At 55.4% G+C, this 13,273-nt stretch carries 12 protein-coding genes; 1 reads left to right on the top strand and 11 read right to left on the bottom strand.

Features of this window, described 5'->3' with window-relative positions:
- Nucleotides 1–52 precede the first annotated feature (52 nt).
- From odhB to sdhC, 6 genes are all read right to left on the bottom strand, one after another.
- Nucleotides 53–1,273, bottom strand: coding sequence for a 2-oxoglutarate dehydrogenase complex dihydrolipoyllysine-residue succinyltransferase (gene odhB / locus FHC49_RS01985; RefSeq protein ID WP_185669331.1), 1,221 nt, complete (start codon nucleotides 1,271–1,273; stop codon nucleotides 53–55).
- Nucleotides 1,274–1,286: 13 nt separating this feature from the next.
- Nucleotides 1,287–4,088, bottom strand: coding sequence for a 2-oxoglutarate dehydrogenase E1 component (sucA, locus tag FHC49_RS01990; protein ID WP_220438437.1), 2,802 nt, complete (start codon nucleotides 4,086–4,088; stop codon nucleotides 1,287–1,289).
- Between the two features lie 241 nt (nucleotides 4,089–4,329).
- On the bottom strand, nucleotides 4,330–5,046 hold the full coding sequence (sdhB, locus tag FHC49_RS01995) for a succinate dehydrogenase iron-sulfur subunit SdhB (RefSeq protein ID WP_035892722.1): 717 nt from the start codon (nucleotides 5,044–5,046) through the stop codon (nucleotides 4,330–4,332).
- A 15-nt stretch (nucleotides 5,047–5,061) separates the two neighbouring features.
- Nucleotides 5,062–6,828, bottom strand: coding sequence for a succinate dehydrogenase flavoprotein subunit (gene sdhA, locus FHC49_RS02000; protein ID WP_185669333.1), 1,767 nt, complete (start codon nucleotides 6,826–6,828; stop codon nucleotides 5,062–5,064).
- Entirely contained in the window at nucleotides 6,828–7,175 is a 348-nt protein-coding gene (sdhD, locus tag FHC49_RS02005; RefSeq protein WP_185669334.1) for a succinate dehydrogenase membrane anchor subunit, read from the bottom strand. The genes sdhA and sdhD overlap by 1 nt, the downstream gene beginning before the upstream one ends.
- A complete protein-coding gene (gene sdhC, locus FHC49_RS02010) occupies nucleotides 7,169–7,573 on the bottom strand; it encodes a succinate dehydrogenase cytochrome b556 subunit (protein ID WP_185669335.1) in 405 nt (134 codons plus the stop codon). The genes sdhD and sdhC overlap by 7 nt, the downstream gene beginning before the upstream one ends.
- Before the next feature lie 636 nt (nucleotides 7,574–8,209).
- On the opposite strand from sdhC, the gene FHC49_RS02015 reads away from it, so the two are divergent.
- Nucleotides 8,210–9,493 carry a citrate synthase gene (locus FHC49_RS02015; RefSeq protein ID WP_220438445.1) on the top strand — a complete coding sequence of 428 codons (1,284 nt, stop codon included), beginning with the start codon at nucleotides 8,210–8,212 and terminating at the stop codon, nucleotides 9,491–9,493.
- A gap of 122 nt (nucleotides 9,494–9,615) precedes the next feature.
- On the opposite strand, the gene nei is transcribed toward FHC49_RS02015, so the two are convergent.
- The 5 genes from nei to pxpB all read right to left on the bottom strand — a co-directional run bounded on the left by nei (nucleotide 9,616) and on the right by pxpB (nucleotide 13,272).
- The gene (gene nei / locus FHC49_RS02020) at nucleotides 9,616–10,407 is read right to left on the bottom strand and encodes an endonuclease VIII (RefSeq protein ID WP_220438446.1); all 792 of its coding nucleotides are present in this window, start codon (nucleotides 10,405–10,407) and stop codon (nucleotides 9,616–9,618) included.
- Nucleotides 10,408–10,552: 145 nt separating this feature from the next.
- Nucleotides 10,553–10,708: a Hok/Gef family protein gene (locus FHC49_RS02025; RefSeq protein ID WP_185669338.1), complete on the bottom strand. Its 156-nt coding sequence runs from the start codon at nucleotides 10,706–10,708 to the stop codon at nucleotides 10,553–10,555.
- Nucleotides 10,709–10,965: 257 nt separating this feature from the next.
- Nucleotides 10,966–11,700, bottom strand: a complete 735-nt coding sequence (gene pxpA, locus FHC49_RS02030; protein ID WP_220438667.1) for a 5-oxoprolinase subunit PxpA — start codon at nucleotides 11,698–11,700, stop codon at nucleotides 10,966–10,968.
- Nucleotides 11,690–12,622, bottom strand: coding sequence for a 5-oxoprolinase subunit PxpC (pxpC, locus tag FHC49_RS02035; RefSeq protein WP_185669339.1), 933 nt, complete (start codon nucleotides 12,620–12,622; stop codon nucleotides 11,690–11,692). The genes pxpA and pxpC overlap by 11 nt, the downstream gene beginning before the upstream one ends.
- Nucleotides 12,616–13,272, bottom strand: a complete 657-nt coding sequence (gene pxpB, locus FHC49_RS02040; protein ID WP_185669340.1) for a 5-oxoprolinase subunit PxpB — start codon at nucleotides 13,270–13,272, stop codon at nucleotides 12,616–12,618. The genes pxpC and pxpB overlap by 7 nt, the downstream gene beginning before the upstream one ends.
- Nucleotide 13,273: the final 1 nt, after the last annotated feature.

The following is a 13,273-nucleotide window of genomic DNA, read 5'->3' on the forward strand; positions in this document are numbered from 1 at the left end:
CTACAATTTCGTAGCCCGGCCGAGCGAAAGCGACGCCGGGGTTATCCCAAACCTACACGTCCAGCAGAAGACGGGTTGGATCTTCTAACAGCTCTTTAATTGCCACCAGGAAGCCTACAGACTCGCGCCCATCGATCAGACGGTGGTCATAGGACAGTGCCAGGTACATCATCGGCAGAATTTCCACTTTGCCATCAACCGCCATAGGACGGTCTTTAATGGCGTGCATACCCAGAATCGCGCTCTGAGGCGGGTTGATAATCGGGGTAGACATCAGGGAACCGAAGACGCCGCCGTTGGTAATAGTGAAGTTACCACCGGTCAGATCTTCGACAGTCAGTTTGCCGTCGCGGCCTTTCAGCGCCAGCTCTTTAATGTTCTTCTCAATGTCAGCCATGCCGAGTGCATCAACGTCACGCAGTACTGGGGTCACCAGGCCACGCGGCGTAGACACCGCCATGCTCACATCGAAGTAGTTGTGGTAAACCACGTCTTCGCCATCGATAGACGCGTTCACTTCTGGGTAGCGTTTCAGCGCTTCAACTACGGCTTTCACGTAGAAGGACATGAAGCCCAGACGGATACCGTGACGTTTTTCAAACGCGTCACCGTACTGCTTACGCAGGTCCATGATTGGTTTCATGTTGACTTCGTTGAAGGTCGTCAGCATCGCGGTAGAGTTTTTCGCTTCCAGCAGACGCTCGGCTACGCGTTTACGCAGACGGGTCATCGGAACACGTTTCTCGGAGCGACCTGCCAGCGGTGCAACCGGCGCTGCGGCAACCGCAGCCGGTGCAGCAGCGGCTTTCGCTGGTGCTTTCGCCAGATGTTTTTCAACGTCTTCACGGGTCAGACGACCGCCAACACCGGTGCCTTTAATCGCGCTGGCATCGAGGCTGTGCTCAGCCAGCAGGCGACGGATCGCCGGGCTCAGCGCATCGTTGTTCTGTTCTTCCAGTGAAGCCTGTTGGCGCTGAGCCGGAGTCGACTCTTTGCTTTCAGATTTCGCGCTGGTTTCTTTACCACCGCTGTTGCCTTCACGCAGGCGACCCAGGATTTGACGGGAGGTGACGGTAGTACCTTCATCTTCCAGAACGGCATCCAGAATGCCATCCGCCGACGCCGGTACTTCCAGTACCACTTTGTCAGTTTCGATTTCTACCAGCACCTCATCACGAACTACCGCATCGCCCGGTTTTTTGTGCCAGGTTGCTACGGTCGCATCTGCTACGGATTCAGGCAGGTCAGGGACCAGAATATCTACGCTACTCATTTTGTATCCTTAATTAATCGACGTTCAGCGCGTCATTGACCAGATCTTGTTGCTGCTTCTGGTGAACGGACATATACCCTACCGCCGGCGAGGCGGAGGCTGGGCGACCTGCGTAACGCAGACCAGCACCAAATGGAATCACATCACGGAAATGATGTTGGCTGCAGTACCATGCGCCCTGGTTAAGCGGCTCTTCCTGGCACCAGACAAAATCATGCACGTGAGCATAAGCTTTCAGCACTTCTTGTACCGCCTGGTGCGGGAACGGATACAGCTGTTCGATACGCACGATAGCGACATCTTTCTGGTCGTTCTTGCGACGCTGTTCCAGCAGGTCGTAGTAAACCTTACCAGAACACAGCACGACGCGTTTCACGACTCTAGGATCCAGCTCGTCAATCTCCCCGATGGCCGGCATAAAGGTGCCGTTTGCCAGTTCGTCCAGCGTAGAGACCGCCAGCGGGTGACGCAGCAGAGACTTCGGCGACATGACCACCAGCGGACGGCGCATCCCGCGCAGCGCCTGACGACGCAGCATGTGATAAACCTGTGCCGGGGTGGACGGTACGCAAACCTGCATGTTTTGCTGTGCGCAAAGCTGCAGATAACGTTCCAGACGCGCAGAGGAGTGCTCCGGACCCTGACCTTCATAACCGTGTGGCAGCAGCATAACCAGACCGCACATACGGCCCCATTTCTGCTCGCCGGAGGAGATGAACTGGTCGATAACCACCTGCGCACCGTTGGCGAAGTCGCCGAACTGGGCTTCCCAGATGGTCAGGGTGCGTGGCTCAGCCGTCGCGTAACCATATTCGAATGCCAGGACCGCTTCTTCAGACAGTACGGAGTCCCACACCTTAAATACGCCCTGCCCGTTATGCACGTGCTGCAGCGGGGTGTAGGTGGAACCGTTAGACTGGTTATGGATAACCGCGTGACGGTGGAAGAAGGTGCCGCGACCGGCATCTTCACCGGACAGACGGACTGGAATGCCTTCATCGACCAGCGTGGCGTACGCCAGGTTTTCCGCGCCGCCCCAATCGAACAGCTTCTCGCCCGCCGCCATTGCCTGACGGTCGCCGTAGATTTTCGCTACGCGAGATTGCATTTCAATGGCATCAGGTACGGTACTGATACGGTTAGCCAGCTCCTGCAGGCGCTTCATCTCAACCTTGTTCGGGTAGCTTTCGTCCCACTCATGGTTGAGGTATGGCGACCAGGTAAAGGAGTGCAGGTTCATTGGACGCCACTCTTTCACCACGCATTCGCCCGCGTCCAGCGCATCGCGATACAGGTTAACCATCTCGGTGGCATCTTCCAGCGTCGCGACGTTGTCCGCTTCCAGCTTGTCAGCATAGATTTTACGCGGGGTCGGATGCTTTTTGATTTTCTGGTACATCAGCGGCTGGGTTGCGCTTGGCTCGTCGGCTTCGTTATGGCCGTGACGGCGGTAGCACACCAGGTCGATGAACACATCACGTTTAAAGGTGTTACGGAAATCCAGCGCCAGACGGGTAACGAAAGCCACAGCTTCCGGGTCATCCGCGTTCACGTGGAAGATTGGCGCCATCACCATCTTACCGATATCGGTACAGTATGGCGTTGAACGCGCATCCAGCGGGTTAGACGTGGTGAAGCCCACCTGGTTGTTAATCACGATGCGAACGGTACCGCCCACTTCGTAACCACGCGCTTTGGACATGTTCAGGGTTTCCTGAACCACGCCCTGACCGGTTACCGCGGCGTCGCCGTGGATGGTAATCGGCAGAACTTTATTGCTGCTTGGCTCGTCCAGACGGTCAAGGCGCGCACGGACGGAACCGATAACCACTGGGCTTACGATTTCGAGGTGCGACGGGTTAAACGCCAGCGCCAGGTGTACCAGGCCACCTTCGGTTTCGATGTCGGAGGAGAAGCCCATGTGGTACTTCACGTCACCGGTGCCGAGGTGTTCTTTATGCTTGCCGGAGAACTCGTCGAACAGCTCCTGGGACTGTTTACCCAGAACGTTGATCAGCACGTTCAGACGACCGCGGTGCGCCATACCCAGCACCACTTCACGGGTACCGCTCTTGCCCGCATGGCGGATCATCTCTTTGAGCATCGGTACCAACGCATCGCCGCCTTCCAGCGAGAAGCGTTTTGCGCCTGGGAATTTCGCGCCCAGGTAGCGTTCCAGACCTTCTGCCGCAGTCAGTTCACTCAGGAAGCGTTTTTTCTCTTCTGCAGTAAAGGTGGCATGCCCCGCTTCAAAACGCTGTTGGATCCAACGTTTCTCTTCGGTGTTCGTGATGTGCATGTATTCCGCGCCGATGTGGCCGCAGTAGGTCTGTTTGAGAGCATCAATCAGATCGCCGAGCTTCATCGTGTCTTTGCCGATGGCGAAAGAACCTACGTTAAAGCTCTCCTGGAAGTCGGCCTCAGTCAGATCGTGGAAAGCGGGATCTAAATCAGCCACTTTATCCTGCTGCCACAGTCCCAGCGGATCGAGGATCGCGTTCTGGTGACCACGGAAGCGATAAGCGTTGATAAGCTGCAGGACTTTAACCTGCTTCGCATTCGTGTCAGGGTCGGAAATCGAAGAAGAGTAACGTGAGGCATCCTTCGCCAGACGACGGAAATAATCACGTGTTTTGGAATGAAATTGATCCGGTTTGACTCCGGTACCAGGTAACTGCTGGAACATTGAACGCCAGTGAGCGTCGACAGAGTCAGGATCGGTTAAGAAGTCTTCATAGAGCTGTTCTATCCAACTCTGGTTCGCGCCAGAGAGGTAAGAAGAGTCCAGCCAGGCTTTCATTGCGCCGTTCTGCATCGTGATCCCTTAAGCATCTTATGCTTATTTCGCCGTGGATAACTACGACGTACGCCGATATAGCACACGTCCCAGGGTTCACTTGCGAGCTCTTGTATTTGCACTGGCCCGCGAAGGAACCTTTAGAAACTGTCTTAAGCGCTTTGCGCTCACCCTTTCTCATGAGAGAAAGCAGATTTGGCAGTTTTTAAAGGTTTCCTGCATGTTATCCCCTCTCCTTATGGGAGAGGGGAACAGGGTATTACGCACTACGTTGCAGCAGCATCGACTTAATATGGCCGATGGCGCGCGTCGGGTTCAGCCCCTTAGGACATACACTGACGCAGTTCATGATGCTATGGCAGCGGAATACGCTGAAAGCGTCACTTAACCCTTCCAGGCGGCTGTCGGTTTCGGTATCGCGGCTATCAATCAAGAAGCGATACGCAGCCAGCAGGCCTGCCGGGCCGATAAACTTGTCCGGGTTCCACCAGAACGACGGGCAAGAGGTCGAACAGCATGCACAGAGAATACACTCGTACAGACCATCGAGTTTCTCACGCTGCTCTGGCATCTGCAGATGCTCACGAGCCGGAGGATTTTGCCCATTATTCAACAAGTAAGGCTTAATCTTCTCATACTGTGCGTAGAATTGCCCCATGTCTACCACCAAATCGCGGATAACCGGCAGACCAGGCAGTGGACGGATAACAATTTTCTTGCCCGGCTGATTCAGCGCGGAGATCGGCGTGATGCACGCCAGACCGTTTTTCCCGTTCATGTTCAGGCCGTCAGAACCACATACCCCTTCACGGCAGGAGCGGCGGAACGACAGGCTTGGATCTTTTTCTTTCAGCTGCATCAATGCATCCAGCAGCATCATGTCGCGACCTTCTTCCGCTTCCAGGGTGTAATCCTGCATGCGCGGAGCATCGTCAACGTCCGGGTTATAACGATAAACTGAAAACTCGAGTTTCATAATCCTGTCTCCGCATTAATAAGTACGAATCTTCGGCGGGAATGCCGGACGCAGTTTCGGTTCCATATTGACGCTACGACGCGTCATGGATTCCGACTCTGGCAGATACAGGGAATGGCACAGCCAGTTTTCATCATCACGATCCGGGAAGTCGAAGCGGCTATGCGCGCCACGGCTTTCGGTACGGAAGTTTGCAGACACCGCGGTGGCGTAAGCCGTTTCCATCAGGTTATCCAGCTCCAGGCACTCTACGCGCTGGGTGTTGAATTCGCTTGAGGTGTCATCCAGACGGGCATTTTTCAGACGCTCGCGAATCGCTTTCAGCTGCTCAAGACCTTTGGCCATCGCATCGCCTTCACGGAATACCGAGAAGTTATGCTGCATACATTCCTGCAGCGCTTTGCGAATTTCGACCGGGTCTTCACCGTCACGGTTACCGTTCCAGCGATTCAGACGTTCCAGAGAAGCGTCAATCTCTTCTTCGGTCGCGTCGCGCAGTTCGCCCTGTTCAGCGATGGATTCCTGCAGATGCAGGCCAACCGCACGACCGAAGACCACCAGGTCAAGCAGCGAGTTGCCACCCAGACGGTTCGCACCGTGAACGGATACGCAGGCAATTTCACCTACCGCGAACAGACCAGGAATCACCACGTCTTCGCCCTGCTCATTCACGGTCAGTGCCTGGCCGCTCACTTTGGTCGGAATACCGCCCATCATGTAGTGGCAAGTTGGGATAACCGGGATAGGTTCTTTAACCGGGTCAACGTGTGCGAAGGTACGAGACAGTTCCAGGATACCCGGCAGACGGGATTCCAGCACTTCTTTACCCAGGTGATCCAGCTTCAGCTTGGCATGTGGACCCCATGGGCCGTCACAGCCGCGACCTTCACGGATTTCGATCATGATGGAACGCGCCACCACGTCACGACCCGCGAGGTCTTTCGCGTTCGGCGCATAACGCTCCATGAAGCGCTCACCGTGTTTATTCAGCAGGTAACCACCTTCACCACGGCAGCCTTCTGTCACCAGAACGCCCGCGCCGGCGATACCGGTTGGGTGGAACTGCCACATTTCCATATCCTGCACCGGAACACCGGCACGGATAGCCATACCAACACCGTCACCGGTATTGATGTGGGCGTTAGTGGTGGACTGATAGATACGCCCTGCCCCGCCGGTTGCCAGCACGGTTGCACGGGCTTTGAAGTAAACCACTTCACCGGTTTCGATACACAGCGCGGTACAACCCACCACTGCGCCATCGGCATTTTTCACCAGGTCCAGCGCATACCACTCGGAGAAAATAGTGGTGTGGTTTTTCAAATTCTGTTGATAAAGCGTGTGCAGCAGGGCGTGACCAGTACGGTCAGCTGCCGCTGCGGTACGTGCCGCCTGCTCGCCGCCGAAGTTTTTCGACTGGCCGCCGAACGGACGTTGATAGATGGTCCCATTCTCCAGACGGGAGAACGGCAGGCCCATATGATCCAGCTCCAGAATCGCTTCCGGGCCGGTCTTACACATGTATTCAATAGCGTCCTGGTCACCGATGTAGTCCGACCCTTTTACGGTGTCGTACATGTGCCATTCCCAGTTATCTTCATGGGTATTACCGAGCGCAACGGTGATACCACCCTGCGCAGATACGGTATGGGAACGGGTCGGGAACACTTTAGACAGCAGCGCACAAGTCTGGCCGCTTTGGGAAATTTGCAGCGCCGCGCGCATACCTGCGCCACCGGCACCAATCACAACAGCATCAAATTCTCTGACTGGCAGTTTCATCACACACCCCACACCGCAACAAATCCATAGATAACGTAAACCAACAGGGCCACAACAATAACCAGTTGCAGCGTCAGGCGCAGAGCCAGTGGTTTAACGTAGTCGGTTAACACCTGCCACATGCCGATCCAGGCATGAATCAAGATTGAGACCAGAGCCAGCAGGGTGAACACTTTGGTGAACGCAGAGGCAAAGAAACCGCTCCAGATTTCCCAGGTCACTTCACCGTGCGTCGCAAAAAAGCCCACCATGTAGATGATGTACAGAGTCAGGACAATAGCGGTGGCGCGGACGAGGATGAAGTCATGTACGCCGTTGCGTCCTAATGCTGAGGCGTTGCTTACCATACGAGGACTCCTGCAAGAATTGAAAGCACGACAGTAATAACAAAAGAGATTTTCGCAGAGCGCTGACCGGCTTCGAGAGTTTCTTCGATATAACCGAAATCCATTAACACGTGACGAATACCCACAACCGCATGGTACGCCAGCGCAGTGAGGATGCCCCACATAATGAATTTAACGAAGAAGCTGCTCATGATGGAGGAAGCGGTCTGGAAGCCTTCCGGGGAGGAGAGACTGGTGCCCAGCAACCATAGCAGAATACCGACCGCCACAAACGTGATCACACCGGATACGCGATGGAGAATGGACGCTATCGCTGTTATAGGGAACCGGATTGTTGTCAAATCCAGATTGACAGGTCTTTGTTTTTTCACATTTCTTATCATGAATAACGCCCACATGCTGTTCTTATTATTTCCTTCCTCCGGTCCGCAGGCGGGTCAAGCAGCGTCCTTTCTATAACTTCGCGTCATGGTTAAATCTGCTCACAGATGCTAAATCGACACGTTAAAACGCTGGGTGGCTCGGGATTGCAGGGTATTCCGGAGACCTGGCGGCAGTATAGGCTGTTCACAAAATCATTACAATTAACCTACATATAGTTTGTCCGGTTTTATGCAGAACAGTGATCATGCTCACGATTAAAACAATTTTTTAAAAATTAATCACGTGATTTGACAAATATTAAACATTATTGTTACAACCATCACCTGTAAAAGCATATAATGCTCAAAAGTTATGGGGTCACTCTTTCACCTGATAATAAGTTATGTAACAGTGTGACGGTATTGACCGAACTTATCAGGACAGTTATTAGTGTTGTACAGGTTTGAATCATCGGATTGCTAAGACCCTGATTTGCTGTTGTTTCACTGTAGATTAGACGTGCACCGTCAAGCGCCCTTGCTCTGTACCCTCGCGTTATCTTTACCGCAGAGCCGTGAGCCAAATAACAAACTGGCAACGTCGAACTATGTTTTGAATTGCAAATCCGGCATCCAGCAGTCTTAAGCAAAAAGGCGCTAAGGAGACCGTAAATGGCTGATACGAAGGCAAAAATCACTCTATCGGGTGATACTGCTATTGAACTGGATGTGCTAAAAGGCACGCTCGGTCAGGATGTTCTTGATATCCGTAGTCTGGGTTCGAAAGGCATTTTTACCTTTGACCCTGGTTTTACCTCTACCGCATCTTGCGAGTCTAAGATTACTTTTATTGATGGCGACGAAGGGATCTTGCTGCACCGTGGCTTCCCTATCGATCAGCTAGCCACAGAATCTAACTATCTCGAAGTGTGCTACATCCTGCTGTACGGTGAAAAACCGTCCCAGGCTGAATATGACGAGTTCACCACCACCGTAACTCGCCACACCATGATCCACGAGCAGATCACCCGCTTATTCCATGCGTTCCGTCGCGACTCTCACCCAATGGCGGTGATGTGCGGGATTACCGGCGCGCTGGCAGCGTTCTATCACGACTCCCTGGATGTAAATAACCCGCGTCACCGCGAGATTGCTGCATTCCGCCTGCTGTCGAAAATGCCGACCATGGCCGCGATGTGCTACAAATATTCCATCGGTCAACCGTTCGTCTATCCACGTAACGACCTCTCCTACGCCGGGAACTTCCTGCGTATGATGTTTGCGACTCCTTGCGAAGATTACGAAGTGAACCCGGTTCTGGAACGCGCAATGGATCGTATTCTGATCCTGCACGCTGACCACGAGCAGAACGCGTCCACCTCTACCGTCCGTACCGCTGGCTCTTCTGGTGCTAACCCGTTCGCCTGTATCGCTGCCGGTATCGCTTCTCTGTGGGGGCCAGCACACGGTGGCGCCAACGAAGCAGCACTGAAGATGCTGGAAGAGATCAGCTCCGTTGAGCACATCCCTGAGTTCGTGCGTCGTGCGAAAGATAAGAACGACTCTTTCCGTCTGATGGGCTTCGGCCACCGCGTGTACAAGAACTACGACCCGCGTGCCACCGTGATGCGTGAAACCTGTCACGAAGTGCTGAAAGAGCTGGGTACCAAAGATGACCTGCTGGAAGTGGCGATGGAGCTTGAGCACATTGCGCTGAACGACCCGTACTTCATCGAGAAGAAACTGTATCCGAACGTCGATTTCTACTCTGGCATCATCCTGAAAGCGATGGGTATTCCATCGTCCATGTTTACCGTTATCTTCGCGATGGCGCGTACCATTGGCTGGATTGCTCACTGGAACGAAATGCACACCGACGGCATGAAGATTGCGCGTCCTCGTCAGCTGTACACCGGCTACGAGCAGCGTGATTTCAAATCAGATCTCAAGAAGTAATCGAGAGTTTGAGAGTCAAAAAGCGCCTGCGGGCGCTTTTTTTATGGCTGCGGTGTGGTGATTTTCCCGGGGTCGCTGCGCTCACCCGGGCTACAGCCATGCATCCTGGTCGTTTTCACAACCTAATGCTGACACCCCGGGCACCAATAAAACGGCCTTGAGGAGAGCATCGTCTTTTCAATCACCCCACCGCAGCGCTCGCACGTTTCGCCATCGCGATGAAACACCTTGAAGCGAAATAGCGCGCCGTGGTGTTTATTATCATCCACCTGCCCGCGCGTGTTGTAGGAGAGTCGAGGAATATCGAGCAGCGCATGCGACAGCGCCTCGAGCTGCTGTTCATTGAGCTGCGACGCTTTATGGTTGCCGGTTAAGCCAACCTGCCAGAGGATCTCAACCCGCAGATAGTTACCCAGCCCCGCAAGAAACGCCTGATCCAACAGCAAGCCGGAGAACTGGCGGTTGCGGAATGTTGCCGACAGCAGCCGCGTTTTTACCACCTCGGGCGTTAAGGTCATATCAAGCACGTCTGGCCCAACGCGCAGTAAAAACGGGTGCGTTTTCACCTGCCCTGGCGTCAGCATCTCAATATCGGACGCGCTGTAGAGCAGAATCGCTTTATCCGCCGTTTGTAATTTAACCCGCAGTACCCGCGTGGTTTCGGGCATCTCCCCGGCGTTAACCACTCGCCACACGCCGTAGAGCTGATTGTGGCTATAGAGGGTCAGACCACCGGAAAAATGGGTCAGCAGCGCTTTACCGCGCGTTTCAACGTGGGTGACATGCTGGCCGATCAGGGTGGGTGCATAAGAGGATAATTCGGGGTACGCAAACCAGACCTCGGTCAACGGTTTGCCCTGAATCGCCTTTTCCAGGCTGTCCGCCGCCCGGCGGATCTCTGGACCTTCAGGCATAGTGATTGCTCCCTTTCGATCGTCAAGGCAACAATATTATCAATAATACGTTTGGCTCGCACACGGCGTGTCGATTAAAAAGAATGGGTGCATGAGGATAGCAACAACACCGCAAAGTGGCGGGGATGACTCCCCGCCGGCGCTCTTACTTAACAGATTCGTAAGCTGTGAAGACAGCGAGCTCCGCATGGCCGGTTCGGAGCCGTACCTCGCAGAGATCTTCCCTTGTGACCAGCACCACCAGAATGGCGGTGATGCAGATAACAATCAGGGCGATAACCATCGCCTTTGGCTGCTTCATAGCCTACTTCTCCTTGACCCGAAGGTCGGTAAGAGACTATCTTTATGATGCTGCTTCATAGTAGATGGCCTCAGATTAATGTTTAACGTCCTGCAAGACGTTGAAAGTTAACTGGGGCTTTTCTCTATCTGCCTTTCGGCTAATGCCTGAGACAAATAGCCTCAAGCACCCGCCGAAAGTGTACTGCAATTTCCGTCCGTTTCAGCCTTGATGAATTCCGAATTACCGGCGGTTTTGTCGGCACTCACTCAACAACATCATGCCCTTACCTGAATGCCCTGCGCGATAAATTCGCGCCGCAGACGGCGAGCAAACGCCAGCGCATGCGCGCCGTCACCGTGCAGGCAGACCGTTTCCGCCGTTACATTGGCCCACTGGCCGTCTACGGTTCTCACACGCCCACGCTGCATCATCTCCAGCGTTTGTGCCAGCGCCTGCTCTTCATCGCTAATCAGCGCTCCCGGCTGGCTGCGCGGCACCAGAGCACCGTCAGACTGATAGCCCCGGTCGGCAAACACTTCCTGACGCGTGGCGAGTCCGTGGCGCGATCCGGCGTGAATCAGCTCACTTCCTGCCAGGCCGACCAGAATCAGCGTCGGATTCACCGCAAACACCGCCTTAGCAATAGCATCCGCTAATGCCGGGTCTTTGGCGGCCTGGTTATAGAGCATGCCGTGCGGCTTCACGTGATGCAGTACACCGCCTTCAGCCTGGACTATCGCCGACAGGGCGCCAATTTGGTACAGCGTCTGGGCGTAGACCGTTTCCGGCGGCAGCTGCATCGCGGTGCGGCCAAAATTATCCCGGTCGGGGAAGCTCGGATGCGCCCCCACGGCCACGCCATTTTGCAGCGCCGCGCGCGCGCAGGTCAGCATCATCCCGGCATCGCCTGCATGAAAGCCGCAGGCGATGTTGGCCGAGGAGACCAGCGTCAGCAGTTCAGCATCGCTGGCCGCGCCTTCGCCAAGGTCGGCGTTGAGATCAATCATCATCATTAAGCCGCCAGGTGAGCTGTTCCAGATAGCGCTGCTGGTCGTGACGCGCCTTGAGCGCCTCTTCAAGCGTACAGCGAATGAAGTGAATGGGCTGCCCGAGGGGAATTTGCGCCAGCTGGAACATATCCGCTTCGATAATGCAGGCAATGCGCGGATAACCACCGGTGGTCTGGGCATCGTTCATCAGCACGATAGGCTGACCGTTATGCGGCACCTGCACCACGCCGGGCACCAGGCCATGAGACACCAGCTCACGGGCGTTATCACGCACCAGCGGTTGCCCTTTCAGGCGGTAACCCATCCGGTTGCTCTGCGGGCTTAAGTGCCACGGCGAGCGCCAGAAGGTCTCCTGCGAGGTCGTATCAAATTCGTGATACTCCGGCCCCGGCAAAGCGCGAATACGGTTGCTGGCGATAAGCGGTTTAACGCCACGCGGCTCGCGGAACGTACGCACGGGCTTCCCCAGCGGCAGCACGTCGCCATCCTGCAGACGACGGCCTTCAAAGCCGCCTATGCCAACGTTAAGATCGGTACTGCGCGACCCCATCACGGCAGGAACATCAATCCCCCCCGCCAGCGCCAGATAGCTGCGAATACCGTGCTGCGGGCGCTTGAGCGTGAGCGTCTGGCCGGTTTTAGCCCAGTGTCGCCAGCCGCTCCATACCGCCTCACCGTCCAGCGTCGCTTCGCAGCCCGCGCCCGTCAGCGCAAACCAGCCGTCGCGGGCAAAGGTAAACGTCGCCATACCGAGGGTTATCTCCAGCGCAGCGGCGTTGGCATCGTTGCCCACCAGCAGGTTGGCGGTCATCAGCGCCGGTTTATCCAGCGCCCCGCAGCGGCTCACGCCGAACTGCCGTAGCCCATCGCGCCCCGCGTCCTGCACCGAGGTATACATGCCTGCACGAATCACCTTCAGCATATGCCCTCCTTTTGCGGCACGAAGCGCACCGTGTCTCCGGGGCGCAGTAATATCGGCTCTTCACGATTGGGCGAGAACAGCGGCAGCGACGTGCGGCCAATCAGCTGCCAGCCGCCCGGCGTGGACAACGGATAAATACCGGTTTGCTGGCCGCCAATGCCCACCGAGCCGGCAGGCACTTTCAAACGCGGCTCCGCACGGCGCGGCATGGCCAGCGAAGCTGGCAGCCCGCCAAGGTAGGGAAAGCCCGGCTGGAAGCCGAGGAACCACACCACGTAGTCCACCGACGCATGCAGCTCCACCACCTGCTTCGGGGTAAAGCCGCTAAGGCGGGCGACCTCGGTCAGATCCGGCCCCTGTTCACCGCCATAAATAACGGGAATATCGATCGCACGGGAATCCGGCTCCAGAGCTTCACTCTCTTCCCACCAGCGCTGGAGTCGTTCAATAGCATCCAGCGCCAGAGTCTGCGGATCGGTTAATGTCACCGTGATATTATTCATACCAGGAATGACGTCTACCACGTCCGGTAATGTCGCCACTCGCTGGGCCAAACGCCATACCCGCTTTTGCGCCGCCAGCGTCACCGGCGGCTCCAGCTCCAGTACGACAGCCGTTTCACCTAACAGATAACAACGCGCTCGCTGCACT

Origin of the sequence: Kluyvera sp. EC_51 (genome assembly GCF_019584505.1) — a bacterium.
Taxonomy (GTDB): Bacteria; Pseudomonadota; Gammaproteobacteria; order Enterobacterales; family Enterobacteriaceae; genus Kluyvera; species Kluyvera sichuanensis.

Coding starts and splice junctions, on each gene's coding strand:
- odhB (WP_185669331.1), bottom strand. CDS start 1,273: ATGAGTAGCGTAGATATTCTGGTCCCTGACCTGCCTGAATCCGTAGCA.
- sucA (WP_220438437.1), bottom strand. CDS start 4,088: ATGCAGAACGGCGCAATGAAAGCCTGGCTGGACTCTTCTTACCTCTCT.
- sdhB (WP_035892722.1), bottom strand. CDS start 5,046: ATGAAACTCGAGTTTTCAGTTTATCGTTATAACCCGGACGTTGACGAT.
- sdhA (WP_185669333.1), bottom strand. CDS start 6,828: ATGAAACTGCCAGTCAGAGAATTTGATGCTGTTGTGATTGGTGCCGGT.
- sdhD (WP_185669334.1), bottom strand. CDS start 7,175: ATGGTAAGCAACGCCTCAGCATTAGGACGCAACGGCGTACATGACTTC.
- sdhC (WP_185669335.1), bottom strand. CDS start 7,573: ATGTGGGCGTTATTCATGATAAGAAATGTGAAAAAACAAAGACCTGTC.
- FHC49_RS02015 (WP_220438445.1), top strand. CDS start 8,210: ATGGCTGATACGAAGGCAAAAATCACTCTATCGGGTGATACTGCTATT.
- nei (WP_220438446.1), bottom strand. CDS start 10,407: ATGCCTGAAGGTCCAGAGATCCGCCGGGCGGCGGACAGCCTGGAAAAG.
- FHC49_RS02025 (WP_185669338.1), bottom strand. CDS start 10,708: ATGAAGCAGCCAAAGGCGATGGTTATCGCCCTGATTGTTATCTGCATC.
- pxpA (WP_220438667.1), bottom strand. CDS start 11,700: ATGATGATTGATCTCAACGCCGACCTTGGCGAAGGCGCGGCCAGCGAT.
- pxpC (WP_185669339.1), bottom strand. CDS start 12,622: ATGCTGAAGGTGATTCGTGCAGGCATGTATACCTCGGTGCAGGACGCG.